The organism is Nonomuraea sp. PA05, from assembly GCF_008086045.1.
Taxonomy (GTDB): domain Bacteria; phylum Actinomycetota; class Actinomycetes; order Streptosporangiales; family Streptosporangiaceae; genus Nonomuraea; species Nonomuraea monospora.
Window position 1 is genome coordinate 215,265 of record NZ_VSEY01000015.1, and the last position, 24,786, is coordinate 240,050.

Consider the following 24,786-nt stretch of genomic DNA (forward strand, 5'->3'; position numbering starts at 1 on the left):
GGTCAGGCCGGGCGGTAGCGTCCGCGCAGGCGCACCAGCGGCGCCAGGGCCGTCTCCACGTAGTCGACGGCCAGCACGGCGGCGATGAAGATCGTGTGGTCTCCGGCCGGCACCACCTTGGTGGTCTCGGCCTCGATCGCGGCCACCCCGCCCTCGATCACGAGCGCCTGCGTGTGCTCTCCCCGGTGGTGCGGGGTGCCCGCCACCAGCAGCCGCGCGCTGGGCCGTCCGGCGGTGGCGAAGCGGCTGGCGACGGCGGCCTGCCCCGACGACAGCAGGGAGGCCGCCCAGCGGTCCTGCCGGAGCAGGACCTCGGTGAGGTAGCCGCTGCCGGCCAGGCTCACCAGCACCAGCGGCGGCTCCAGGGAGACGGACATCAGCGCCGACACGGTGGTGCCGAGGTCGTCGCGGCCGTCGCGCGCGGTCACGACCGCCACGCCGGCCGCGAGCTGCGCCATCGCCTCCGTGAACAGCTCGCTCACCGCGCGGGCCCCCGCGTTCCGGGGGCCCGTGTGGCGCAGGTCATCCGAGACCGTTGGTGGTCAGCCATTCCTTGGCCACGGTCGCGGGCTCGTCCTTGTTGACGGAGATCTTCTGCATCATCTGCAGCAGGGACTCGGTCGTCAGCTTGGCGGAGACGCCGTTCAGGGTGGTCCTGATCGTTTCGCTGGCCGAGGCCTTGTGCAGCAGGGGCGTCACGTTCTGGGCGGGGAAGATGTTCTTGGGGTCCTGCAGCGCGACGAGGTTGTTCGCGGCCATCTTCGGGTCGGTGGTGAAGACGTTGCCGACCTGGATCGTGCCGTCCTTGATGGCGTCGGAGGTGGTCGGCCCGGTGGGCTTCCACTCCTTGAACTCCAGGCCGTAGACCTCCTTGAAGCGCGCCTCCCACCGCTTCTTGAACTCGGGCGGGCCGCCGACGACCATGTCCTTGGAGACCTTGGCGAGGTCCTCCATGGTGTTCAGCGACTGCTTGGTCTGGGCGTCCTTGGAGATGGACAGGCTGTCCTTGTCCTCGGCGGGCGAGGAGTCGAGCGCCTCCAGTTCGGCGGGCAGCTTTTCCTTGAGCGCCGTGTTGACCTCGTCGGTGGTGGCGGCCGTGGCCTTCGGGTCGATGAAGGCGAGCAGGTTGCCGTTGTACTCGGGGACGATCGTCAGCCCGCCGCTCTTGACCTGGTCGTAGACGACCTCGCGGCTGCCGATGCGCGGCTTCTCCTCCACCTGCACGCCCTTGGCCTCCAGCGCCTGGGCGTAGATCGAGGCGAGCAGCACGCTCTCGTCGAAGTCGAAGGAGCCGATGACGGCCTTACCCCCCGTGTCTCCTGCGCCCGAAGCCGAGCCGGTGGGGGCTGCGCTCGTGGTGTCGAGCGGGTTGCCCCCGGTGCTGCCGCCGCCTCCGCACGCGGCGAGTGCGAGCATCGCCGTGACGAACACGCCGGCGATGCCGTACTTGCGTCTCATCTTGCTTTTCCCTTCTAAGCCGGGAGGTAATACAGGAGATTATCGGACCTTGAGTCGCTGGCTCACCCCCGGGGAGACCGTCACCCTCTGGACGAGCGCGAACAAGACCTGCACCACGAGCGCGAACAGCACAATCAGTACTGAACCGCCGACCACGCTCGCGTAATCCTTCGTCGCGAAACCATCGATCACGTACCGCCCGAGCCCACCGAGCCCGGTGTAGGCGGCGACCGTGGTGGTGGCCACCACCTGGATGGCCGACAGCCGGCAGCCGAGCAGGATCAGCGGCAGCGCCACCGGCACCAGCACCCGGCCGAGCACCTGCCCGCCGCGCAGCCCCATCCCGTACGCCGCGTCACGCAGCTCGGGATCGACCCCCTTGATCCCCTCGAACGTGTTGACCAGGATCGGCGGCACCGACAGCAGCACCAGCGGGATGATCACCGGCCAGATCGACGCCGTGCCCAGCAGCAGCACGAACATCACCAGCAGGCCCAGCGTGGGCAGCGCCCTGGCCAGGTTCGCGGACACCACGACCAGCAGCTCGCCCCGCCCGCTGTGCCCGATCGCCAGGCCAAGCGGCACGGCGATCAGCACGGCCAGCACCAGGGCCAGCGCCGAGAACTCCAGGTGCTCCAGCAGGCGGGCGGGGATGCCGCCGGGCCCGGACCAGTTCTCGGGGTTGCCGAAGAACTCGCCGAGCCAGCTCAGGAACGAGGTCAGCCAGCTCACGACGCCTGCCCCTTCCGCGCCCGCACCCAGGGGGTGAGCAGCCGTTGCGCCAGGACCAGCAGCCCGTCGGCGATCAGCGCCAGCAGCACGATCAGCACGATGCCGACGATCACCGGCGGCATGAACGGGTTCTGGTAGGCCCGGGTGAACAGCCCGCCGAGCCCGCCCTGCCCGATCAGCGCCCCGACGCTGACCAGGCTGATGCTGGAGACCGCGACCACCCGCATCCCGGCCAGCACCACCGGCACCGCGATCGGCAGCTCGACCTGCACCAGGCGGCGCAGCGGCGTGAAGCCCATCGCGACGGCCGACTGGCGCACGTGGTCGGGCACCGAGTTGAGCCCGTCGACCACGGCCGGGATCAGCACCGCCATGCCGTAGAACGTCAGCGGGATGATCACCGTGGTCTGCGACAGCCCGGTCACCGAGATCAGCAACATGAAGACCGGCAGCGACGGCAGCGCGTACACCACGTTCATCAGCCCCGTGGTGGGCTGGTAGAGCCAGCGCCAGCGCACCGAGGCCAGGCCGAGCGGGAGCGCGAACAGCAGCGCGAGCACGATCGGCACCAGCGACATGGTGAGGTGGTCGGTCAGCAGGTTCCTGATGCTGTCGGCCCGGCCGGTGTCCCAGTTGCGCGCGATCCACTCCCAGATGGAAGGAGGCCCGTCACCCATCCGCCGCCTCCGTCAGCGCCTCGTCCAGCGCCTGCCGGGTGGCCACGCCGACGACCTTGCCGCGCTCGTCCACGGCCACCGCGCAGCCGGACGGCGACAGCAGCGCCGCGTCGAGGGCCGAGCGCATGTTGTCGCCGCCGTGCACGAAGGTCCCGTACGGCTCCAGCTCGCCCGGCCGGTCACCGCGGCGCCAGCCGAGCGGCCGGCCGTCGTCGTCCACCACCAGCAGCCACTGCTCCGCGGAGCTGCCCTCGAAACCTTCCGGCACCGTCAGGTCGGTACGCAGCCGCAGCCCCGCCGTGGAGACGAAACGCAGCCGCCTGATCCCCCTGTCCTGCCCGAGGAACTCGCGCACGAAGTCGTCGGCCGGCTCCGACAGCAGTGTCTTCGGGTCGGCGAGCTGGGCCAGCTTCCCGCCGACGCGCAGCACCGCCACCCGGTCGCCGAGCTTGATGGCCTCGTCGATGTCGTGGGTGACGAACACGATCGTCTTGTTCAGCTCGCTCTGCAGCCGCAGCAGCTCGTCCTGGAGGTTGGTGCGGACGATGGGGTCGACGGCGCTGAACGGCTCGTCCATGAGCAGCACGGGCGGGTCCGCGGCCAGCGCCCTGGCCACGCCGACGCGCTGCTGCTGGCCGCCGGAGAGCTGGAACGGGTAGCGATCGGCCAGCGCGGGGTCGAGGCCGACGCGCTCCAGCAGCTCCATGGCCGTGGCGCGGGCCTTCTTCTTGTCCCAGCCCAGCAGGTAGGGGACGGTGGCGACGTTGTCGACGATCTTCCGGTGCGGGAAGAGCCCGGCCTGCTGGATGACGTATCCGATGCCGCGCCGCAGCGCCGGCGGGTCGATGCCCTGCACCGGCTCCCCGTCGAGGAGGATGCGGCCCTCCGTTGCGTCGATCATCCGGTTGATCATCCGCAGGGAGGTCGTCTTCCCGCAGCCCGACGGGCCGACGAACACCGTGATCTCCCCGGTGGGCGCCTCCAGGCTGAGGTCGTCCACGGCGACCGTTCCGTCCGGATAACGTTTGGTGACAGACTCGAATGTGATCACGCGCGAACTCTCGCTTAGGGGCCTCCGGCGGCAGCGCCGCAGCCCCCGTGCCACGACCGCCGCATGATCTGCTGAACCCACAGACTACGGCGACGCCCGCCGCCCTGTCCCCTCGGGTTTTCCTGAAGCGTTTCAGCTGAGCTGGGAGATTCCGACCAAATCTCGATCTGGTAGTGCGCCGGACCGCGGTGAGTTGGCATGATAACCCTCACAATTCTTGACGCATCAGCTCACAATCTCCTGACGCGCCCCTCACCCCCCAGCGTCCGCATCCAGCAAGAGGAACCGGCCCCGTGTCTCAGTCGCTCACCGATCAGCGCCAGCGCGCAGAACTGATCGCAGAGCTCTACGACCTCCATGCCGCCGGGCTGTTCGCGTACTGCGCCGACCAGCTCGGCGACCTCGGCTCGGCCTCCGACGTCCTGGTGGCCGTGCTCAGCAGCGTCCCCGCCACCGCGCCGCCCCGCGCGGCGCTCTACGCGTTCGCCCGCCGAGAGATCCACCGGCGGGACGTCGTCTACGCCCCGCCCGCCGTCGACCCGCTCATCGACCCGGCCACCGCGCTCGTCGAGCGCTCCCTGCGCGAGCTGCGCCCGCACCAGCGCGAGGTGCTCATGCTGTGCGCGGTGTGCGGGCTGAGCAAGCAGGAACTGGCCTGGGTGCTCGACGTCGCGCCCGACACCGCCGAGGAGCTGGCGGTGGGGGCGGGGCACCGGTTCAGGCAGTCGCTGGGAACGGCGCTGGCCTCGACCGGGGTCCGCGTGCCCAAGCCCGTGGCCGACGTCTACGGCGCGCTCGGGGTCGCCCCCCTGCGTGACGTGCTCGGCCGCCTGCCGTGGCCGCAGCCTCCCGGAGCGCTGCGCATCCACTTCGCCGGCTCCCGTACGGCGGCGCCCGCGCCGCTGTTCGTCAAGCCGCGCTGGCCCAGCCCGCCCGTCTGGCCGCAGCCGCTGGCGGACGGCGATCCGGCGACCAGCACGGTGATCTTCCCCACGGAGCTGCTGTCGCCGCCGTCGCCGTCGCGCACCCCCGTGCACGAGGCGACCACCGCGCCGATGCCCAAGCTCCGCGACCCGTTCTCACCGCCGCGCGACGTGCTCGCCCCCGGCCCGCCGCTGCGGGACCCGCTCGGCGAGTCCCGGCCGCCCACCCCATCCGTGGGGAACGGGCGGGACTCCGCACCGTACGCCGGGGACCGGTGGGTCGCCGGGCCGTCCTCCGGGACGGCGGAGCGGCCGTTCTTCATGGCCGCTCCCGATCCCGGGTCCGCCGAGCCGTTCGCGACGGGTGACGTGATCCTGCCCAAGGACGCGCCGGACCCGTACATGACCGGCGACGTGCTCCTGCACGAGGGCATCTCCCGGCCGCTCCCCCCGCCGCGCGGGCGGGGTGCGGAACGGCGCCAGCCGCCGCTTGAGCCACAGCCGACGCCTGAGGAGTTCCGGCGCCCGCCGCCGGCTCCTGAGGGGTTCAGGCCGCCCTCAGCGCCTGCCCGGCCGCCCTCGGCGCCCGCCCTGCGGCGGCAGCCGTCCCGGGCGGACGAGGCTCCGGCACGCGGCCCCGCGGCCCCGCTGTTCAAGCCCCGCACCAAGCCGAAGTCCGCGCCCAAGCAGGCGCCCAAGCAGGCGTCCAAGCAGGCGCCGAAGCCCCCGGCCGAGCCGGTCTACCGGCTGCCCGGCCCGAGCCAGGACGGTCCGGCTCCGGCGGAGTCGCTCGGCAGGCCCCTGGAGAAGCCACTCGAAAAGCCGCTGGACAAGCCCCTCGACAGGCCCGGACGGCCCGGCGAGCCGCCCAGGAAGGACACCTCCGTCCTGGCGCCCCGCCCCGTCCGTGCCAGGCCCGTCCCCAAGCGGCGCCCCGACGCCGCCCGTCCCAAGAAGGTGCGCCGCCGCAAGGACCGGCACTACGACTGGGTCTGGGAGGTCGTCGGGTTCCTGCTCTGCGTGGCGATCGCGATGATCGTGTTCTTCTCCATGCCGGTCTTCAACCACTGACCGGACCACCGGGTGGCGGGCCGGGAACCCCGGACCGCCGCCCGGCCGGTGATCAGGCCCGGCCGGTGAGCGCGGCCACGTCGAGCCCGGTCAGGCGCGCCGGGTCGCCGAGGATCTCCATGGTCACGATCTTGCCGTCCGCGATGGTGAAGGACCCCACCGCGGTCGTCCTGCCGTCCAGCACCACGATCGCCCCCGCGACGCCGTTGACCAGCACGGGGTGCGCGTACGGCGCCATCCGCCGGAACATGAGCGCCTGCTGCCCGACCGTGAGCGCCCCGCGCAGCTCGTTCCAGCCCCTGGCCGCCGAGGGCCCCACGTCGGTGCGCAGGACGACGTCGGGATGCAGGAGCGACACGAGCGTGTCGAAGTCGCCGTCGCGGGCCGCCGTCATGAAGGCGTTCACCACCTCCCGCTGCCGCGACACGTCCGGGTCGGGCGCCGGCGCGGCGCCGCGCACGCGGCGGCGGGCGCGGCTGGCGAGCTGCCTGGTGGCGGCGGACGTGCGGTCGATGATCGGGGCGATGTCGTCGAACGGCACGGCGAACATGTCGTGCAGCACGAACGCCAGCCGTTCCGTCGGCTCAAGCTGCTGCAGCACCACGAGCAGCGCCAGCCCCACCGAGTCGGCCAGCAGCGCCTCCTGCTCGGGGTCGGCGCCGTCGGCCGAGCTCACCACCGGCTCGGGCATGCGCTCCTCCAGCGGGTCCTCGCGGCGGTGCTCGCGGGAGCGCAGCATGTTGAGGCAGACGCGGGACACCACCGTGGTCAGCCACCCGCCCATGTTCCGCACGTCGCCGGTGTCGGCCCGGTTGAGCCGCAGCCACGCCTCCTGGACGGCGTCGTCGGCCTCGCTCACCGACCCCAGCATCCGGTAGGCGACCGCTCTCAACTGGCCGCGCTGCGCCTCGAACAGGCTGGTCAGGAACTCGTCGTCGTTCATCCGTCACAATCCTTCCGCGTCATTGCTGTGACCCATGAAAGCGGGTGGATGTGACGTCGCTCGCGTCGGCCCCCCGACCGCGCCGGAGGGGCCGCGCGGGCCTAACCGGCCGACAGGATGAGGCCGCTGGTCGGCACGCCGGTGCCGGCCGTGACGAGGACGTTGGTGACGTTCGGGAGCTGGTTGACCGCGGTGCCGCGGATCTGGCGGACGGCCTCCGCGATGCCGTTCATGCCGTGGATGTAGGCCTCGCCGAGCTGGCCGCCGTGCGGGTTGACCGGGAGGCGGCCGTCCAGCTCGATGCCGCCGCCGGCGAGGAAGCCGGGCGCCTCGCCGCGCCCGCAGAAGCCCAGTTCTTCGAGCTGGGTCAGGACGAACGGGGTGAAGTGGTCGTACAGGATGGCGGTCTGGATGTCGGCGGGCGACAGGCCGGAGATCTCCCAGAGCCGGCGGCCGACCACGGACATCTCCGGCAGGCCGGTCATGTCATCGCGGTAGTAGCTGGTCATCATGAGCTGGTCGGCGCCCGCCCCCTGGGCCGCGGCGGCGATGACGGCGGGCGAGCGCCGCAGGTCGCGGGCGCGTTCGGTGGAGGTCACGACCAGCGCCACCGCCCCGTCGCTCTCCTGGCAGCAGTCGAGCAGGTGCAGCGGCTCCACGATCCACCTGGACGCCTGGTGCTCCTCCAGCGTGATCGGCCGCCCGTGGAACCAGGCGGCCGGGTTGGTGGCCGCGTGCCTGCGCATGGCCACCGCCACGCGGCCGAAGTCCTCGGAGGTGGCGCCGTGGACGTGCATGTAGCGGCGCGCGAACATGGCCACCCACGCCGCCGGCGTCATCAGCCCGTACGGCACGTGCCAGCTCATCTCCAGCCCCTGCGAGCTGGGCTGCCCGGTGAGCCCCGCGTTCGGGCGGCCGAAGCGGCGGCCGGAGCGCTCGTTGAACGCCCGGTAGCAGACCACCGTGCGGGCCGCGCCGGTGGCCACCGCCATGGCGGCGTGGGCGACGGTGCCGCAGGCCGCGCCGCCGCCGTACTCGACGCGGGAGAAGAAGGTCAGCTCGCCGATGCCCGTCTCCCTGGCGACGGCGATCTCCTGGTTGGCGTCCTGGCTGTAGGTGACCAGGCCGTCCACGTCGCCGGGTGACAGGCCGGCGTCGTCCAGCGCCGCCAGCACGGCCTCCGCGGCGAGCCGCAGCTCCGAGCGTCCCGACTGCTTGCTGAACTCGGTGGCGCCGATGCCCGCGATGGCCGTGCTCACGTGCCCTCCAGCGTGACGGTGCCGGTGGCGTGCTCGCCCAGGCTCACCCGGCCGCGCACCTCGACGGTCAGCCGGTCGCCCTCGCCCGCCACGACCGTGCCGCTGAAGGTCAGGCGGTCGCCGGCGTAGGCGGGGACGCCGAGCTTGACGTCGATGCTCCTGATCACGGCAGCCGGGCCCGCCCAGTCGGTGACGTAGCGCTCGACCAGGCCCATGGTGGTCAGGATGTTGAGGAAGATGTCCGTGGAGCCCTGGGCGCGGGCCAGCGCCGTGTCGTGGTGCACCGGCGTGTAGTCCATGGTGGCCAGGGCCGTGGAGACCACCATGGTGGGCGTCAGCTCGATCGACAGCTCCGGCAGCGCGGTCCCGATCATGCCGGCGCCCACATGGGCAGCACCAGCCGGTCGTCCATCCGCCGGTACGTCACGCGCAGCGGCATGCCTATCCTCACTTCCTCGACGGGGCAGTCCACGACGTTGCCCACGATCCGCACGCCTTCCGGCAGCTCCACCACGCCCACCACGAACGGCGCCTCCCTGCCCGGCACGGGCGGATAGTGGTGCACGACGTAGCTGAACAGGGTGCCCGTGCCTGCGGCGAGCCGGTACGCGCGCTCGGTGGAGCGGCAGCGCGGGCACAGCGGGCCTGGCGGGTGGCGCAGCTCGCCGCAGTCGGCGCACGACTGGACGCGCAGCTCGCCCTTGTCCACGCCCTCCCAGAAGAACGCGGTGTCCTGGTTGACGGCGGGCTGGAGGGGATACGGCTCGGTGGCTTCCTTCTTCGCCGGTGGGCGAAATTTCAGGACACGGAACATCATGTCGGCGACCGGCTCGTCGTCCTCGGTGTACCAGGTGATGTTCCAGGTGGCGAAGTAGCCGACGCCCAGAGCCGTCCGCTTCGGGCCCACCAGGCCCGAGAACCTGGTGGCGGGCGTGAGCAGCTCGCCGACCCTGACGTAGCGGTGGTAGGTCTGCTCGCAGTTGGTCGCCACCACGCCCGTGTAGCCGCTGCCGTCGAGCGCGGCCATCATGTCGTCCACCGGCGAGCGCTCCCTGGGGCCCCTGCGCAGGCCGGGCATGGTCCACACCTGCGCCATCGCGGGCGGGGCCAGGCCCTGCTCCAGGTAGCGCGGGTTCTCGTCGCCCATGGCGGTCAGCCAGTGCCTGATCATGGGGATGTTCACGGGGTCGGCGGCCGGGGCGCCGCGTATCTCGCCGAGCGCCACCTGCTTGCCCGCCAGCTCGTGCAACTCCTCGTCCGTCATGGAGCGCGCGGTGTTCTCCGTCATCGCGGCGGCCTCGGCAGGCTCAGGCCGAGCATGGCGATCAGCTCGCGCTGCACCTCGTTGACGCCGCCCCCGAACGTCAGCACCACCGCCCCCTTCACGCCGTGGTCCAGGCGTTCGAGCAGCTCCGCCGTCTCCGGGTCGGCCGGGTCGCCGTGCCTGGCCAGGACGTCCCCGACGATCCGGCCGATCTCCTGCATGCGCTCGGACCCGTAGATCTTGGTTGCCGACGCGTCGGGCGCGCCCAGCCAGCCGAGGTCCATGTTCGCCGCCACCTGCCAGTTGAGCAGCTCGTTCGTGCGGAAGGCCGCCCACACCCGCGCCAGCGCCCGCCGCACGTCGGGGTCGGCGTCCAGGCCGGTGCGGCGGGCCCAGGCGCGGAAGCGGTCGTAGGTCTGGCCGAGGTTCCCGGCGGGGCCGAGCGTGACGCGCTCGTGGTTGAGCTGGTTCACGATCAGGTCCCAGCCCTTGTCCACCTCGCCGACCACCATGTCCACCGGTACGCGCACGTCGGAGTAGTAGGTGGCGTTGGTGTGGTGGCGGCCGTCCATGGTCACGATCGGGGTCCACGAGAAGCCGGGGTCGTCCGTGGAGGCGATCATCATGGTGATGCCCTTGTGCTTCTTCGCCGTGGGGTTCGTGCGGGCGGCGAGCCAGATGTACTGGGCGTAGTGCGCGCCACTGGTGAAGATCTTCTGGCCGTTGACGACGTAGTGGTCGCCGTCGAGCACCGCCGTGGTGCGCAGCGAGGCCAGGTCGGTGCCCGCCTCCGGCTCGCTGTAGCCGATCGCGAAGTGGCACTCGCCCGCCAGGATGCGCGGCAGGAAGTGCTCCTTCTGCTTGTCCGTCCCGTACTGCATGATCGTCGGCCCGACCGTCTGCACCGTGATGATCGGGTACGGCACCCCGGCGCGGGCGATCTCGTTCGCGAAGATCTGCTGCTCCAGGGGGCCGTAGCCGCTGCCGCCGTACTCCTTGGGCCAGCCGAGGCCGAGCTTGCCGTCGCGGCCGAGGCGGCGGCAGTGCTCCATGTACGCCTCGCCGAACGGATCCTGGGTGATCTTGGCGCGGTCCTCCGCGGTCAGGCAGCCCTGGAAGTACTCGCGCAGCTCGTCACGGAGCTTGCGCTGCTCGGGCGTGAGGTCGATGAGCATCAGACGAGCGCTCCGATCAGGTCGAGCTGGGCGTCGGCGCCGCCGAGCGCCTGGGACAGGTGCCTGGCCTGGGCGAAGTAGCGGTGCAGCGGGTAGGTGACGTCGAGGCCGAGACCGCCGTGCAGGTGCTGGCAGGTGTAGAGGGCCTTGAGCGCCTCACTGACGTGGTACGCCGCCAGCGCCAGGTCCTCCTCCGCCGGCAGCCCCTCGCCCAGCCGCCAGACCCCCGACCACATGGCCACGTCCAGCGCCCTGGCGGCGATGTAGACGTCGGCGATCTGCATCGTCACGGCCTGGAACTCGGCCAGCGCCCGGCCGAACTGCCTGCGCTGCTTGATGTAGGCGGTCGTCAGCTCCAGCGCCCCGGCCAGGACGCCACTGGCCTGCGCGGCGACGGCCGCCGTGAAGACCCGCCGCGCGTCCGCGACCGCCTCGGGGCCCGCCACCCGCTCCGCCGGGGCGCCGTCGAGCACGATCGTGGCCGCGGGCTCGCCGGTGGAGGTGAACTCGGCCGCCGTCACGGGCTCCGCCACCAGGAACAGGCCCTCGTCGGCGGTGACCAGCGCCGCGCCTCCCGGGTACGGCACCGCCACCTTCCTACCGGTCAGCCTCCACCCCGGCTCCCCCACCGACCGCCCTCCGGCCGCCGCCGCGCCTTCCGCCGCCGTGCCTTGGGCGTTCTGCGCGGCGGTGGCGGTGGGTGGGTCGGCGAGGGCGCGGCCGGGCTCGCGGACGGCGAGCGTGAGGCGGCCCGCGTGCCGGTCCGCGTAGCGTCGCTGCTGGTCCGGGGTGCCGTGGCGGGCCAGGAGCAGCGTGGCGGCCAACGTCGGCAGCGCGGGCACCATCGCCGCTCGCGCGCCCACCTCACGCAGCACCACGGCCATCTCCACCGGCCCGAGCCCGGCCCCGCCCGCCTCCTCCGGCACGCACACGCCCATCAGCCCGGCCTGCCACAGCCGCTCCTCGTCCCCTTCCCTGGCGAGGACCTCGGCGGCCAGCTTCTTCAGATCCTGCTGGGTTTCGTCCAGGTTGAAATCCACTACGTCTCCAAGAGGTGTTGCCTGCCGTGCCGTACGAACTCCTCCTCGATCCCCTTCACGTCCGCGTCCGTCAGCCGCCGGAACCCGTCCGGGCCGCGCACCCAGACCGGGTCGGCGGTGCGCCAGGCGTCCCTGGCCAGGTGCCGCTTGATGACCTTGTGCGAGGCCGTCTGGGGTAACTCCCGGCAGATGCGGACGAAGCGGGGCAGGGACTTGACGCCGAGGTCGCGCCGCGCGGCCAGGAACGCGCCGAACGCACCCGGATCGAACGCGCCCTCCGGCACCAGTGCCGCCATGACCTGGTCGCCGGCCGCCGGATCGGGCACCGGGTAGACCGCCGCCTCCACCACCCCGCCGAACTCCCGCATCGCCGCCTCGATGGGCGCGACCGCCAGGTTCTCGCCGTCCACGCGCAGCCGCTCGGTCCCCCGGCCGGCGAAGAAGACGAAGCCGCCGTCGTCCATGTAGGCCAGGTCTCCTGACCAGAACGCGCCGTCCCTGATCCGCTCGGCGTCCGCGTCCGGGTCGTTGTAGTAGCCCTCGAACAGGCCCATCCCGGCCGTGTTGACCAGCTCGCCGATGGCCTCCTCCGGGTTGAGCAGGCGGCCGTCCTCGATCCGCGCGGCCGGGCAGGGCCGGGCGGTGAAGGGGTCGAGTATCCGCACGCCCTCGGGCAGGCGGCCGAGGCAGCCCGGCGGGCCGGACGGGTCGGGGGTGAGCGAGATGGCGGTCTCCGTGGAGCCGAACGCGTCGATGACCAGGCATCCGAACCGCTCGCCGAACCTCTTGACGGCCACCGCGCTGCCCTCGTTGCCGAACGCGATCTTGAGGGGGTTGGTGGCGTCGTCGGGGCTTTCCGGGGTGTTGAGGACGTAGGAGAGCGCCTTGCCGACGTAGTGGAGGTACGTACAGCCGTACCGCCTGATGTCGGGCAGCAGGCCAGAGGCCGAGAAGCGCCGCCGCAACACCAGCGCCGCACCTGACGCCACGGCGGGGGCGTAGGCGGCCATCAGGGCTCCGGAGTGGAAGAGCGGCATCGAGCAGTAGACGGCGTCCTCGGGGGTGAGCAGCGCGGCCAGGCTGAGCCCTGGGACGGCCAGCTTGCGCTGCGTGATCCGGACGGCGCGGGGGCGGCCGGACGTGCCCGAGGTGAAGATCAGCATGACGAGGTCGCCGGGGGCCCGCACGGCGTCGCCCTCCGACGCGAACGGCGTCTCCGGTGCGAGTTGCGACTCCGGTGTGAGCGGCAGCGCCGGGACGCCCAGGGCCTCCGACACCGCCCGCCCCGTCCCCTCGTAGGGCCCGTCGGCCAGCACCAGGTCCACGTCGGTGGCGCGGGCGTCGCGGATCAGCTCGTCCACCGACCGCGTCGGGTTCAGCGCCACGACCACGTGCCCGGCCAGCGCCGCGCCGCCGATCAGGAAGACCAGGTCGGGCACGTTCTCGCTGAGCACCCCGACGTGCGTCCCTGCTCCTCGGGCGGACAGCCGGGCGCCGGCGGCGAGGCAGGCGGCGATGTGCTCGCGCCACGACCACACCCCGCCCTCGAAGACGAGCCCCGGCCGGTCGTCGCCGGCCCGGGCGAGCAGCAGGGAGGCGAGCGTGTCCGCGGTCATCGCTCCTCCAGCAAGCGCTAGGTAAGCCGATTCGCAAACTAGAACAGATTCTAATAGCTGTCCAGTATCAACCTGTGTAGATAAACCCCGATATATCCGTGTAACGCCGGAGACATGGGCCGATACGCCTCGTTTGTAACTCGCGAGTAACAAGCCGCGTAATCGAGAAATCAGATAACGTGTTCTTATGCGTACGCCGCAGCCCGCAATCCCCGCACCCCCGAGCGAGACCGAGGGATCCTTGGACAGCCACCCCGCGCCGGGCGGCCACAGCGTCCGTACGCGCAGCCAGCACCAACGACGCAAGCGCATCGTCCAGGCCGCCGCCGCACTCGCCTCACGCGGCGGTGTCGAGGCCATGCAGATGCGCACGGTGGCCGAGCGCGCGGGCGTGGCGCTCGGCACGCTCTACCGCTACTTCCCCTCCAAGATGGACCTCGTCGTGGCCGTCGTCGGCGAGGAGATCGACCTGCTGGAGAGCAGCATCGAGCGCCGCCCGCCGGGGGCCGCCACCGCGTCGAGCCGTGCGGTCGACGTGCTGATGCGGGCCACCCGGGGGCTCATGCGCGAGCCTGAGCTGGCCGACGCGCTGATCCGGTCGCTCATCCTGGCGGAGGTGCAGACCCCGTTCGGCGACCGCATGACGGGGCTGCTGCTGCGCGTCTCGGCCGACGGGCTGACGCTGCAGGAGGCCAGCGAGGAGCAGATCGACCTGGCGGGGTCGCTGTCCAGCGTGTGGGTGCAGGAGCTGCTGGAGATGCTGCGCGGCCGTCGTACCTACGACCAGATCCAGCGCCGCATCGAGACCGCCGCCGCCAGGCTGCTGTCCGGCATCTAGACCACGAAGGCGGCGACGCCCTCGTAGGTGCCCTGGGTGGCCTGCCCCGCCGGCTCGTACTCCAGGAGCAGCAGCCCGCTCGGCGTCGCCTCATGACAAACCAGGCGCAGACCGGACGCGGGCATCGGGCCGGTTGTGGATGCAGGGCCGGACGCGGGCATCGGGCCGGTTGTGGATGCAGGGCCGGACGTGGGGGTGGCGTCCGGCGACAGGAGGCGCCGGCCGGTGCGCAGCACCGTCGGGGCGACCACGAGGCGCAGGACGTCGATCAGGCCCGCCGCCAGCAGCGCGTCCCCCAGCCGCGCACTGCCGTGAATCTGGATCTCCCGCCCCGCCCGCGCCCTGAGCTCGGTGACCGCGTGGACGGGATCCCCGCCGAGCACGGTCGTGGGATGCCAGGCCCCCTCGGTGAGAGTGCTGGACACGACGTACTTCGGCAGCGTGTTCATCCGCTCGGCGTACGGATCGGCCGGGTCGGTGATCTTCGGCCAGTCGCGCGCGAACGCCTCGTAGGTGCGCCGTCCGAACAGCAGTCCGTCGGCGAGGCCGAGCCATTCCGAGGTGCGCCGGACGAACGTCTCGTCGAGGTGGGGCACCAGCCAGCCGCCCCGGGTGAAGCCGCCGCTGGTGTCCTCGTCGGGCGAGCCCGGCCCCTGGCTGACCCCGTCGAGCGTGACGAACTCGATGAGGGTGATCTTCACGCGGCGCCTTCCACGATGGCGGCGAGCTGGGCCGCGACCAGGCCCCAGCCTTCGGCGAAGCCGAGCTTCTCGTGGCGGGCACGGGACTCGGGGTCGCCGTGCCGCACGATGATCCGGTAGTCGGTGCCGTCGGGGTGGTCGCCCAGGGTGACGGTGGCGGTCATGGCGACGGGGGCGGGGTTCGCGGGCCGCCAGGCGCTGGTGACGGCGTTGGTGAAGACGAGGCGTTCGAGCTCGTCCACGACCAGGAAGCACGCGTCCAGGTTCGGGACGAACACGGCCCCGTCCTCGCTCATCCGCGTGACGAACGCACCGCCCGGCTTGGGGTCGAGCTGGTCCACGCGGCAGCGGGACGGGGCGGGGACCCACCACTGCTCCAGCTTGGCCGGGTCGGTCCAGGCGTTCCAGACGGTGGCGCGCGGGGCGCGGATGATCCGCTCCAGGACGAGGTCGAGATCGGGGTTCACGGGCTGCTCTCCTCAGGGCCGGTGACGAGTCGTTCGAGGCGGTCGGTGCGCCCCTCCCAGATCCGGCGCTGCTCCGCGAGCCAGTCGTCGACGAGGACGAGGCGCTCGCGGTTGAGCACGCAGGTGCGCACCCGGCCGGACTTGACGGTGCGGATGAGGCCGTTCGCCTCGAGTGTCCGCACGTGCTTCATGAACGAGGGCAGCGTCATCGGGAACTCGCGGGCGAGGTCGCCGACGCTGGCGGGCCCGAGGCCGAGCCGCCGGACCACGGCGCGCCGGGTCGGGTCGGCCAGGGCGACGAGCACGCCGTCCAGTTGCGCCGAATACTGTGCCATGCGGCTAAGTATTTCGGCGCGCGATGGTTAGCGCAAGGGCTAAGTGTTGGGCCTCCTCGTCCGGGCGCCCGGCTTTCTGTCGGTGCCGGGAGCTATACAGGGGGTATGACCGACAAGCCGACGAACGAGGATTTCCTCCGACAGGCTGATCCCATGCGGCGCGAGCTGCTGGCGCACTGCTACCGCATGATGGGTTCGGTGCACGACGCCGAGGACCTCGTGCAGGAGACGTATCTACGCGCGTGGCGCGGCTACGAGAACTTCGAGGGGCGCTCCTCGCTGCGCACCTGGCTCTACCGCATCGCCACCACCACCTGCCTGACCGCGCTCGACAACCGCGCCAAGCGACCCCTCCCGACGGGGCTCGGCGCGCCGAGTCTCGACGCGAGCGCGCCTCTGGTGCAGGACAACGAGGTGCCGTGGCTGGAGCCCGTGCCCGACGCGCTCGCGGGCGTGGGCGGCGACGACCCCGCCTCGATCGTGACCTCGCGCGAGAGCATCAGGCTCGCGCTGATCGCCGCGCTGCAGCATCTGCCGCCCCGGCAGCGGGCCGTGCTGATCCTGCGCGACGTGCTCAAGTGGCGGGCCGCCGAGGTGGCCGAGGCCGTCGGCACCTCCGTGGCGGCGGTCAACAGCATCCTGCAGCGGGCCAGGGCGCAGCTCAGCGAGGTGTCGCCGAGCCTCGACGACCCGGTGGAGCCGCTGACGCAGGAGCAGCGGGCCCTGCTCGACCGCTACGTGGCGGCGTTCGAGAGCTATGACGTCGACAGCCTGGTGCACCTGTTCACCGAGGACGCGGTCTGGGAGATGCCGCCGTTCGTCGGCTGGTACCAGGGGCCGGAGACGATCGCGGAGCTCACCAGGACGCAGTGCCCGGCCGAGAAGCCCGGCGATCTCAAGCTGGTGCCCATCGCGGCCAACGGCCAGCCGGCCTTCGCGCTCTACTTCCGCCGGGGCGACGTCTACGAGCAGTTCGCGATCGCGGTGCTGACGTTCTCGGGCGAGCGGATCGGCCACGTCGGCATGTTCTTCGAGGAGGGCCTGTTCGAGACGTTCGGGCTGCCGTCCAAGTGGGAGGGTCCTTCCGAAACAAAGTAGAACGCGTTACAGTCGCGCCAGAGCGTCGTTCTGGAGGCGGCCATGAGCACACCGGTAATAGTCGAAGCCGTTCGCACGCCCATCGGCAAGCGGGCTGGATGGTTGTCGGAGCTCAAACCGCAACAGGTTCTGGCCGCGGCGGTGAACGGGCTCGTCGAACGCTCAGGCCTTGATCCGTCGGCGGTGGAGCAGGTGTTCGCCGGCTGCGTGACCCAGGCCGGCGAGCAGGGCGGCCACGTCGGCCGGCACTCCTGGCTGTACGCCGGGCTGCCGTACCAGACGGGTGTCACCACGGTCGACGCCCAGTGCGGCTCCTCCCAGCAGGCGGTGCACCTGGCCGCGGCGATGATCGGCGCGGGCGTGATCGAGGTCGGCATCGGGTGCGGCGTCGAGGTCATGAGCCGCGCGCCGCTGGGCAGCAACGTGCGCCCCGCCCGGCCCAGGCCCGACGACTGGAGCATCGACCTGCCCGACCAGTTCACCGCCGCCGAGCGGATCGCGCGGCGGCGCGGGATCACCCGCGAGCGGCTCGACTGGTTCGGCGCGCGCTCGCAGCAGCGGGCCGGGAAGGCGTGGGCCGACGGGCGGTTCGAGCGCGAGATCGTGCCCATCGGCGACGTCCGCAGGGACCAGGGGTTACGCGAGACCACAGCGGAGGGCCTGGCCGCGCTCAAGCCGGTGATCGAGGGCGGGCTGCACACGGCCGGCACCTCGTCGCAGATCTCCGACGGGGCCGCCGCCGTGCTGGTGACCAGCGAGCAGGCCGCGCGGCGGCACGGGCTGCGGCCCAGGGCCAGGATCCTGGCGCAGGCGCTCGTCGGCGCGGAGCCGTACTACCACCTGGACGGCCCCGTGGACGCCACCGCGCGCGTGCTGGCCGCGTCCGGCATGACCATCGGCGACATCGACAGGTTCGAGGTGAACGAGGCCTTCGCCTCGGTCGTGCTGTCCTGGGCGAGCGTGCACGAGCCCGACCTCGACCGGGTGAACGTCAACGGCGGCGCCATCGCCCTCGGCCACCCCGTGGGCGCCACGGGAGCGCGGCTGATCACCACGGCGCTGCACGAGCTGGAGCGGTCGGACTCGGCGACCGCGCTGGTCACCATGTGCGCGGGCGGCGCGCTGGCCACGGCGACCATTCTCGAACGCATCGGCTGACCAGGTATCTGGGCGCCGTCCCAGGCGCTCGGAGAACGTATGCACTTTTCTCGATCGGGGGGCAGATGAAGTCCAGGCGCAGGCCGTACGCAGAGCAGCGCCCGCAGGAGCTCGGCGGCGGGGTGTGGAGCGTGCCGGTGCCGATACCAGGCAACCCGCTCGGGTACACGCTCGTCTACGCCATCGAGTCGCCGCGCGGCCCGGTGCTGGTCGACGCCGGCTGGAACCACCCCGACGCCTGGGAGGCGCTCAGCGGCGGGCTGGCCGCGCTCGGGCTGGACGTGAGCGCGGTGAGCGGGGTGGTCGTCACCCATTTTCATCCGGACCACGCCGGGCTGGCCGGGCAGGTCAGGCAGGCGTCCGGCGCCTGGATAGCGATGCACGAGAACGACGCGGCGCTGGTCAGGCTGATGAACGAGTTCGCCGCCCGCGAGCACGCGGCGTTCCAGACCGACATGCTCAGGCGCGCGGGGGCCGGCCCGGACGAGGCTCAGGAGGCCATGGGCGAGCGCCCGCCACCGCCGGCGCTGCCCGACAGGGAGCTGCGTGACGGCGACCTGGTGGACCTGCCGGGCCGCAAACTGCGCGCCGTGCACACCCCAGGGCACACACCCGGCCACATCTGCCTGCACCTGGAGGACGCCGACCGGCTGTTCACCGGCGACCACGTGCTCCCCGACATCACCCCCCACGTCGGCATCTACCCCTACGACCGGGAGGACGTCGATCCCCTCGGCGACTTCCTGGACTCCCTGGACCGCGTGCGCGACCTCGGCCCTCTCGACGCCCTCCCCGCTCATGAGTGGATATTTCCTGATGTGGCGGCGCGCGCCGCCGAGATCCGCCACCATCACGAGGAGAAGCTCGAACGGCTGCGCGCCCTCCTGGCCCAGCGGCCGCAACCGCTGACCATCTGGGAGGTCGCCGCGATGATGACGTGGAACAGGCCGTGGGACGAGCTGGCCCCCGCGTTGAGAGGCATGGCGGCCGGCGAGGCCGCGGCCCACCTGCGCGCCCTGGAGGCCAGGGGCCAGGTGCGCCGCGTCGCCGGGGTCGATGCCGTCCGCTTTCACGCTCTAGACTCCTAGACATCCGATGTCTAGGGAGAAAAGCGTGGCGGTCACCGATGCGGCCATCGACAAGATCAAGCAGATGATTCTCTCCGGCGAGCTGGCCCCAGGCGACCGGCTGCCGAAGGAGGCCGACCTCGCCGAACGGCTCGGCCTGTCACGCAACTCGCTGCGCGAGGCCGTGCGCGCGCTGTCGCTGATCAACGTGCTGGACGTGCGGCAGGGCGACGGCACGTACGTCACCAGCCTGGAGCCCGGGCTGCTGCTCGACACCATGTCGTTCGTCCTCGACCTGCACAGGGACGACACCGTGCTGCAGTTCTTCGAGGTGCGGCGCATCCTGGAGCCCGCCGCCACGGCGATGGCGACGGAGCAGATGACCGACACCGACATCGCCGAGCTGCGGGTGATCCTGGAGTCACTGCCCGCCCGGCCCACGGTGGAGGAGCTGGTGGCCAACGACCTGGAGTTCCACCTCCGGATCGCGCAGGGGTCGGGCAACAGCGTGCTGTGCTCGTTCATCGAGAGCCTGTCGGGGCCCACCACCAGGGCGCGGATCTGGCGCGGCCTCACACAGGAGGGCGCGATGGAGAAGACCCGCGAGCAGCACACCGCGATCTACGAGGCCATCGCCGCCCGTCAGGCCGACGTCGCCCGTTCCTGGGCCACCGTGCACGTGGCGGGCGTGGAGTCGTGGCTGCGGCGTGCGCTGGAGATGGACTGAGCCCTCACCAGGGGTAGGTGCCGCCCCGCTCGCTGAGGAAGGCGCCGGTCGGGAAGTCGGGCAGGGTGGCCAGGCGGGCGACGTGCGCGCCGCCCTCGTCCGCGGTCAGCACGCCGCGGTGCCCGTTCAGGTCGGTGGCGCAGAAGCCGGGCGACACGGCACTCACCCTGACGGACGTGTCGCGCAGCTCCTCGGCGTACATGAGGGTGACGGCGTTCAGCGCGGCCTTGGAGGAGTTGTAGCCGAGCAGCGTGGCGTACCCGCGCAGCGCGGGATCCGGGTCGGAGAGGAAGGCGGCGGTGCCGAGGCCGCTGGAGACGTTCGCGATCCTGCCGGCGGAGGATCTGCGCAGCAGCGGCAGCATCGCGTTGGTGACGGTGACGACGCCGAGCACGTTGGTCTCGTAGACCTCGCGCAGCGCGGCGACGGGCAGCTCGCTCGGCTTGTGGTGGTGGTCGAGGCTGATGGCGGCGTTGTTGATGAGCAGGTCGAGGTGACCGTGCTCGCGCTCGACGCGGGCGGCGGCGGCCTCGGCCGTGTCCGGGTCGGTGACGTCGAGGCGGACGTGGCGGGCGTCCAGGCCCTGCGCGGTCAGCTCGGCCGCCGCCTTCGTGCCCCGCTCCTCGTCGCGGGCGCCCAGGTAGACCGTGTGACCGGCCCTGCCCAGCACGCGCGCGGTGGCGTACCCGATGCCCTTGTTCGCTCCTGTGATGACTACGATCATGCGCCCAGCTTCGGCGCGCCTGAGCGGGAGCGGGAGAGACGTGCCGGTTCCCGGAGCGCGCAGCCTCGGACCAGCAGTCCCTGGATGGCACCGCCTCAGGCCAGGCATGCTGAAGGACATGGACAGGAGGAGCAGAACGGAGCTGGCCGGCTTCCTGCGCAGCCGGCGCGAGCTGGTGCAGCCGTCCGACGTGGGCCTGGAGCGCGGCGAGCGCCGGCGCACCCCGGGGCTGCGCCGCGAGGAGGTCGCCCGCCTGGCCGGAATGTCCGTCGACTACTACGCCCGCCTGGAGCAGGCGCGTGGCCCGCGGCCCTCCCGCCAGGTGCTCGGCGCGCTGTGCAGGGCGCTGCGCCTGTCCGACGACGAGCGCGCCTACCTGCACTACCTGACCGGCGAGCCGCCCGGACCGCCGCCCGGCCCGTCACGCGAGGTGCGCCCCGGTGTGCTGCACCTGCTCGACCGCCTCGACGACACCCCCGCGTTCGTGATGGACGCCACCTACGACGTGCTCGCCTGGAACCCCCTCGCCGCGGCCCTCATCGCGGACTTCTCCGCGCTGCCGCCCGGCGAGCGCAACTTCATCTGGCGCTTCTTCACCGACCCGGCCGCCAGAGAGCGCCACGACCCGGAGGGGGCGCGGCGCTTCGCCAGGGAATCGGTGGCCGACCTGCGGGCCGCCGCCGCCCGCTACCCCGACGACCCCGCCCTGCGGCGGCTGGTCGAACGGCTGCTGGAACGCAGCGCCGAGTTCGCCGAGCTGTGGGCCGGGCACGACGTGACCGTCGCCCGGTCGATGCGCAAGCGGCTGCGCCATCCCGCCGTGGGGTGGCTGGAGCTCGACTGCGAGACGCTGCACGTGGCGGACGGCGACCAGTTCGTGGTGCTCTACACGGCCGCGCCCGGCTCACCGTCGTACGAGGCGTTGCGGCTGCTCAAGGTCATCGGCACCCAGGACCTGCGTGCTTGACGCTACACATCGGAGGACTTCGCGCGGGCTGCCCCGGCGGGCTCAACCGGACAGGTGCTAGTGCCGTACCTGCTGGTGATCAGGGAGACCACTAACGGGTAGTACCGGTCCTGTGTCCGACAAACTCTCGAAATACCGGAGCAAACGCGACCCGAAACGCACCCCAGAGCCCGTCCCCGACGTCCCTTCCCCATCCCCTGACGGCCCCGCTGGTGGCAGGGCCTTCGTCATCCAGGAACATCACGCCCGCTCCCTGCACTGGGACCTGCGCCTCGAACGCGACGGCGTGCTCGTCTCCTGGGCCGTCCCCAAGGGCCTGCCCGCCGACCCCGGCACCAACCATCTGGCCGTGCACACCGAGGACCACCCGATGGAGTACCTCACCTTCCACGGTGAGATCCCCCAGGGCGAGTACGGCGGCGGCACCATGACCGTCTGGGACACCGGCACGTACGAGACGGAGAAGTGGTCGGATCGCGAGGTCAAGTTCGTCCTGCGCGGCGAGCGGGCCTCCGGCCGGTTCGTGCTGTTCCAGACGCGAGGCAAGAACTGGATGATCCACCGGATGGGCGCCGCGGTCCGCGACCCGTTCCCGTCCGTGCGGCCCATGCTGCCGACGCCGCGCGCCAGGCTCCCCAAGGACGCCGCCGCCTACGCCTTCGAGTTCGCCTGGGGCGGGCGGCGGCTCCTGGTGCCCATCGACGGCGGGCGCACCGACGCGGCCCGCGAGCACCCGTGGCTGCGCGGGCTCGCCGAGTCCTTCGGCAGCCGGACCGCCGTGCTGGACGGGGAGGTGGCCACGCTCGGCGGGGCGGAGATCCTGCTCTTCTACGACCTGCTGTACGACGACGGGCGGTCGTTGCTCGACGCGCCTTACACCGTGCGGCGAGCCGCCCTGGAGGCGCTTGAGCTGACCGGCCCGCACTGGCAGACCGCGCCGTCCTGGCCCGGTGAGGCGGGGGCGGTGCGGCAGGCGGCCCGGGAGCAGGGGTTGCCGGGGGTGGTGGCCAAGCGGCTGGATTCGCCGTACGAGGCGGGGCCGTCGAAGGCTTGGCTGTTCATCGAGTCGTGAGTGGTGGCTACCGTCGCGTCACAGGACCGGCGACCAACGCGTCACGAGAATGACGGCCATCCCGTCACGAGAATGGGCTCTGGCGCTGATCTTGTTGCGTTCAGGTGATCAAGAGTCGTCGGCGGAGTAGGTCGAGGTTGGCGCGGCCGTACATGCTTCTCTTGATCATTTTCAGTCGGTTAACGGTGCCCTCGGTAGGGCCGTTGCTCCAGGGCAGGGTGAGTCCGGCGGTGACGGCGGCCTGGTCGCGGGTGAGGCCGGTCGCGAAGCTGTGGAGGGCGGGCAGGTCGTCGGCCCGGACGGCGTCGATCCAGCTCGGCAGCCTGTCTCCGGTAAGGTTCTGGATCATGTTGGCGAAGCTGCCGACGTGCTTGCGCGTGGCCTCCAGCTCGGGGCAACGCGCGAGGATGGCCTTGAGCTGCATGGCGGCGCCCGCGGTCAGGTGGTCGGGATCGGACATGATCCAGCCGGCCACCTTGCGCGGTTTTGGGGGTGTCGGCGCGGTCGGTGGCGGGTTCGCCCGTTCCCGCAACTGGGCGATGTAGCGTTCGACGGTGCGCAGACTGCCGCGCCAGCCGAGGAGTTCGATCTCGCGGTGCAGCACCCTGGCGTTGTGGACCCCGTCAGCGAAGCGCTGATGCAGGTGGTCCATGAACCGGTCCAGACGGCTCGCGCGGTTGTTGGCCCTGCCCAGGTGCTGCTCCAGGGGTGTGCCGGCGAAGCGGTAGACGGTGCGTTCGCTGATCCCGAGCTCGCGGGCGGCCTCGGCGCGGGAACAGCCTGCAGCCAGCAACTCGTGGATCGCGGCGTGGCGTTCCCGATGCCGCCGGGCCAGCGGATACTCGATCGGTGGATCCGATTGCGGTGGCGGGCCGGCCTCGCTGCGCCCGTCGGCTGCGAGGTTGTCCGCCGGCGGCGGCTCAGGCAGGCAGGCGGCGTGTGCAGAGACCGTCTTGTCCACCGCCGCGCCCAGGTTCGCCCACAGGTGCCACCGGTCGGCCACCTCAATGGCGTCCGGTGCGCCGCGGCGGGCTCCGTCGGCGTAGGACCCGCCGCGGTCGCGGCAGATCACCGTGATGCCGGGACGCTCGGCCAACCATGCGGCCAGCGTGTCGGCGTCGCGGCCGGGGAAGATGTCGATCGACCGGTGGGTCTCCATGTCGACGATCACAGTTCCGTACACGGCGCCCTTGCGCAGGGCGAAATCATCGATCCCGATCACCGTCGGCACCGCTGCGGGCGGCTCGGGCAGCGCACGGACCAGTCGGATCAGCGTGTCTCGGCAGGCAGGCATGCCCAGCTTCGAGGCCAGCCGGGCTCCGGCCCGGCCGGCCAGCGCCAGCCCGATCGTGGCCAAGCAGTCAGTCAGCCCGGCCGTGCGCCGCGCGAACGGCGCGGTCAGGCCGGGTATCTGCTCGGCGAACGTCGCCGCACCGCATCCGGGATCATCGCAACGGAACCGTCGGACGCCGACGTCCATCCGCACCGGACGACCAGAAATCGGCAAGTCGGCCAGCCTCCGGCGGTAGCTGCCGTGCGTCCTGGCCGAGACCGTGCCGCAGCTCGGGCACGTAGCCGTGGGCATCGCCGAGCCGACCGCGAATACGACCGCACCTTCCTCGATCTGCACTGACTCCACCCGGGCTGATGCAAGGTGCGGCAGAAGTAACTCAAACCCCTGGTTTATGCACGCGAACCAGCATCACCAACCCACTCACCTCGACGCGGGAGCGACACGAACCTGGCCGGCACCAGAACAAGATCAGCGCCAGAGCCCGAGAATGACGGCCATCCCGTCACACAACCGGCAGCCGATAGGCAGGCGGCCCCCGCCGATCCGGACGGCTTCGTGGCCTTCCCCGAGCTGAGCTGATGGTGATCGACGAGATACAGCGGGCTCCCGGGCTGCTGCTCGCGATCAAGGCACAGGTGGATCACGACCCGAGGCCCGGCCGCTTCCTCCTCACCGGCTCGTCGAGACTGCTCGGGCTCAAGGAGCTTCCCGACACGCCGCCGGGGAGGATGGAGACGATCGAGCTGTGGCCGTTCGCCCAGGGCGAGATCGACGGCACGGCCGATCGCTTCGGGTTCGTGCTCATGGAGCTCGCCCGCCAGCTCACCTGGTCGGACGAGCTGCTGGATCTCTACCAACACAGGACCAAGGACGGCACCGAGGTGGACGCGGTGCTGGAGAACCGGCAGGGGCGCGTGGTGGGCGTCGAGGTCAAGGCCGCCTCCACCGTGCGCGCCGACGATCTCAAGGGGCTCAAACACCTCGCCGACCGGCTCGGGGACGACTTCGTCGCCGGCGTGGTCCTCTACACCGGCACGCAGGCTCTCCCGTTCAGGGATCGGATGAGAGCCATGCCGGTCGGCGCGCTGTGGGAGGTCGGGTAGGCCCGCCGAGGTGACGGGCCCGCGGC

General features: G+C 71.7%; 26 protein-coding genes. 9 read left to right on the plus strand and 17 right to left on the minus strand.

Going from position 1 to position 24,786, the window contains the following annotated elements; translation table 11 throughout:
- Window positions 1-2: 2 nt before the first annotated feature.
- From FXF51_RS24465 to FXF51_RS24485, 5 genes are read right to left on the minus strand one after another with little or no spacing between them, the layout of a single operon-like run.
- On the minus strand, window positions 3-482 hold the full coding sequence (locus FXF51_RS24465) for a flavin reductase family protein (RefSeq protein WP_148436978.1): 480 nt from the start codon (window positions 480-482) through the stop codon (window positions 3-5).
- A gap of 40 nt (window positions 483-522) precedes the next feature.
- On the minus strand, window positions 523-1,458 hold the full coding sequence (locus FXF51_RS24470; RefSeq protein WP_148436979.1) for an ABC transporter substrate-binding protein: 936 nt from the start codon (window positions 1,456-1,458) through the stop codon (window positions 523-525).
- A 39-nt stretch (window positions 1,459-1,497) separates the two neighbouring features.
- Window positions 1,498-2,190, minus strand: a complete 693-nt coding sequence (locus FXF51_RS24475; protein ID WP_148436980.1) for an ABC transporter permease — start codon at window positions 2,188-2,190, stop codon at window positions 1,498-1,500.
- Entirely contained in the window at window positions 2,187-2,867 is a 681-nt protein-coding gene (locus FXF51_RS24480; RefSeq protein ID WP_148436981.1) for an ABC transporter permease, read from the minus strand. Before FXF51_RS24480 ends, FXF51_RS24475 begins: the two co-directional genes overlap by 4 nt.
- On the minus strand, window positions 2,860-3,918 hold the full coding sequence (locus tag FXF51_RS24485; RefSeq protein WP_148436982.1) for an ABC transporter ATP-binding protein: 1,059 nt from the start codon (window positions 3,916-3,918) through the stop codon (window positions 2,860-2,862). The genes FXF51_RS24480 and FXF51_RS24485 overlap by 8 nt, the downstream gene beginning before the upstream one ends.
- 293 nt (window positions 3,919-4,211) lie before the next feature.
- On the opposite strand from FXF51_RS24485, the gene FXF51_RS24490 reads away from it, so the two are divergent.
- Window positions 4,212-5,912, plus strand: coding sequence for an RNA polymerase sigma factor (locus FXF51_RS24490; RefSeq protein WP_148436983.1), 1,701 nt, complete (start codon window positions 4,212-4,214; stop codon window positions 5,910-5,912).
- A gap of 52 nt (window positions 5,913-5,964) precedes the next feature.
- Here FXF51_RS24490 and sigJ read toward each other — a convergent pair whose 3' ends face one another.
- From sigJ to FXF51_RS24525, 7 genes are all read right to left on the minus strand, one after another.
- Complete coding sequence (gene sigJ, locus FXF51_RS24495; protein WP_148436984.1) at window positions 5,965-6,855, minus strand: RNA polymerase sigma factor SigJ; 891 nt, start codon at window positions 6,853-6,855, stop codon at window positions 5,965-5,967.
- A 101-nt stretch (window positions 6,856-6,956) separates the two neighbouring features.
- Complete coding sequence (locus FXF51_RS24500; RefSeq protein ID WP_148436985.1) at window positions 6,957-8,114, minus strand: lipid-transfer protein; 1,158 nt, start codon at window positions 8,112-8,114, stop codon at window positions 6,957-6,959.
- On the minus strand, window positions 8,111-8,488 hold the full coding sequence (locus FXF51_RS24505) for a MaoC/PaaZ C-terminal domain-containing protein (RefSeq protein ID WP_148436986.1): 378 nt from the start codon (window positions 8,486-8,488) through the stop codon (window positions 8,111-8,113). The genes FXF51_RS24500 and FXF51_RS24505 overlap by 4 nt, the downstream gene beginning before the upstream one ends.
- A complete protein-coding gene (locus FXF51_RS24510; protein ID WP_148436987.1) occupies window positions 8,485-9,402 on the minus strand; it encodes a bifunctional MaoC family dehydratase N-terminal/OB-fold nucleic acid binding domain-containing protein in 918 nt (305 codons plus the stop codon). Before FXF51_RS24510 ends, FXF51_RS24505 begins: the two co-directional genes overlap by 4 nt.
- Window positions 9,399-10,553 (minus strand): acyl-CoA dehydrogenase family protein, encoded by a 1,155-nt coding sequence (locus tag FXF51_RS24515; protein ID WP_148436988.1) that lies wholly within the window; start codon window positions 10,551-10,553, stop codon window positions 9,399-9,401. The genes FXF51_RS24510 and FXF51_RS24515 overlap by 4 nt, the downstream gene beginning before the upstream one ends.
- Window positions 10,553-11,593 carry an acyl-CoA dehydrogenase family protein gene (locus tag FXF51_RS24520; protein ID WP_148436989.1) on the minus strand — a complete coding sequence of 347 codons (1,041 nt, stop codon included), beginning with the start codon at window positions 11,591-11,593 and terminating at the stop codon, window positions 10,553-10,555. The genes FXF51_RS24515 and FXF51_RS24520 overlap by 1 nt, the downstream gene beginning before the upstream one ends.
- Window positions 11,593-13,209: an AMP-binding protein gene (locus FXF51_RS24525; protein WP_148436990.1), complete on the minus strand. Its 1,617-nt coding sequence runs from the start codon at window positions 13,207-13,209 to the stop codon at window positions 11,593-11,595. Before FXF51_RS24525 ends, FXF51_RS24520 begins: the two co-directional genes overlap by 1 nt.
- Before the next feature lie 187 nt (window positions 13,210-13,396).
- Between FXF51_RS24525 and FXF51_RS24530 the strand changes: the two genes are divergently transcribed.
- Entirely contained in the window at window positions 13,397-14,047 is a 651-nt protein-coding gene (locus tag FXF51_RS24530) for a TetR family transcriptional regulator (RefSeq protein WP_148436991.1), read from the plus strand.
- Here FXF51_RS24530 and FXF51_RS24535 read toward each other — a convergent pair.
- The 3 genes from FXF51_RS24535 to FXF51_RS24545 are packed head-to-tail and all read right to left on the minus strand — an operon-like array spanning window position 14,044 to window position 15,550.
- Window positions 14,044-14,748, minus strand: coding sequence for a dihydrofolate reductase family protein (locus FXF51_RS24535; protein ID WP_148436992.1), 705 nt, complete (start codon window positions 14,746-14,748; stop codon window positions 14,044-14,046). The genes FXF51_RS24530 and FXF51_RS24535 overlap by 4 nt on opposite strands.
- On the minus strand, window positions 14,745-15,215 hold the full coding sequence (locus FXF51_RS24540) for an SRPBCC domain-containing protein (RefSeq protein ID WP_148436993.1): 471 nt from the start codon (window positions 15,213-15,215) through the stop codon (window positions 14,745-14,747). Before FXF51_RS24540 ends, FXF51_RS24535 begins: the two co-directional genes overlap by 4 nt.
- Window positions 15,212-15,550 carry an ArsR/SmtB family transcription factor gene (locus FXF51_RS24545; protein ID WP_148436994.1) on the minus strand — a complete coding sequence of 113 codons (339 nt, stop codon included), beginning with the start codon at window positions 15,548-15,550 and terminating at the stop codon, window positions 15,212-15,214. Before FXF51_RS24545 ends, FXF51_RS24540 begins: the two co-directional genes overlap by 4 nt.
- Window positions 15,551-15,655: 105 nt before the next feature.
- Here FXF51_RS24545 and FXF51_RS24550 point away from each other — a divergent pair, with 105 nt between their 5' ends.
- The 4 genes from FXF51_RS24550 to FXF51_RS24565 all read left to right on the plus strand — a co-directional run bounded on the left by FXF51_RS24550 (window position 15,656) and on the right by FXF51_RS24565 (window position 19,600).
- Window positions 15,656-16,648: a sigma-70 family RNA polymerase sigma factor gene (locus tag FXF51_RS24550; protein WP_148436995.1), complete on the plus strand. Its 993-nt coding sequence runs from the start codon at window positions 15,656-15,658 to the stop codon at window positions 16,646-16,648.
- Between the two features lie 42 nt (window positions 16,649-16,690).
- A complete protein-coding gene (locus FXF51_RS24555; protein ID WP_148436996.1) occupies window positions 16,691-17,806 on the plus strand; it encodes a steroid 3-ketoacyl-CoA thiolase in 1,116 nt (371 codons plus the stop codon).
- A gap of 65 nt (window positions 17,807-17,871) precedes the next feature.
- Window positions 17,872-18,894 (plus strand): MBL fold metallo-hydrolase, encoded by a 1,023-nt coding sequence (locus FXF51_RS24560; protein WP_148436997.1) that lies wholly within the window; start codon window positions 17,872-17,874, stop codon window positions 18,892-18,894.
- A 25-nt stretch (window positions 18,895-18,919) separates the two neighbouring features.
- Entirely contained in the window at window positions 18,920-19,600 is a 681-nt protein-coding gene (locus FXF51_RS24565; protein WP_148436998.1) for a FadR/GntR family transcriptional regulator, read from the plus strand.
- Window positions 19,601-19,604: 4 nt separating this feature from the next.
- On the opposite strand, the gene FXF51_RS24570 is transcribed toward FXF51_RS24565, so the two are convergent.
- Window positions 19,605-20,324, minus strand: a complete 720-nt coding sequence (locus FXF51_RS24570) for an SDR family oxidoreductase (RefSeq protein WP_148436999.1) — start codon at window positions 20,322-20,324, stop codon at window positions 19,605-19,607.
- 118 nt (window positions 20,325-20,442) lie between these two features.
- On the opposite strand from FXF51_RS24570, the gene FXF51_RS24575 reads away from it, so the two are divergent.
- On the plus strand, window positions 20,443-21,291 hold the full coding sequence (locus FXF51_RS24575) for a helix-turn-helix transcriptional regulator (protein WP_148437000.1): 849 nt from the start codon (window positions 20,443-20,445) through the stop codon (window positions 21,289-21,291).
- 112 nt (window positions 21,292-21,403) lie between these two features.
- Complete coding sequence (locus tag FXF51_RS24580) at window positions 21,404-22,363, plus strand: DNA polymerase ligase N-terminal domain-containing protein (RefSeq protein WP_148437001.1); 960 nt, start codon at window positions 21,404-21,406, stop codon at window positions 22,361-22,363.
- 100 nt (window positions 22,364-22,463) lie between these two features.
- Here the strand turns inward: FXF51_RS24580 and FXF51_RS24585 are convergent, their stop codons facing one another.
- On the minus strand, window positions 22,464-23,948 hold the full coding sequence (locus tag FXF51_RS24585) for an ISL3 family transposase (RefSeq protein WP_148437031.1): 1,485 nt from the start codon (window positions 23,946-23,948) through the stop codon (window positions 22,464-22,466).
- A gap of 287 nt (window positions 23,949-24,235) precedes the next feature.
- Here FXF51_RS24585 and FXF51_RS24590 point away from each other — a divergent pair, with 287 nt between their 5' ends.
- Window positions 24,236-24,760, plus strand: coding sequence for an ATP-binding protein (locus FXF51_RS24590; protein WP_148437002.1), 525 nt, complete (start codon window positions 24,236-24,238; stop codon window positions 24,758-24,760).
- The last annotated feature ends 26 nt before the right edge of the window (window positions 24,761-24,786 follow it).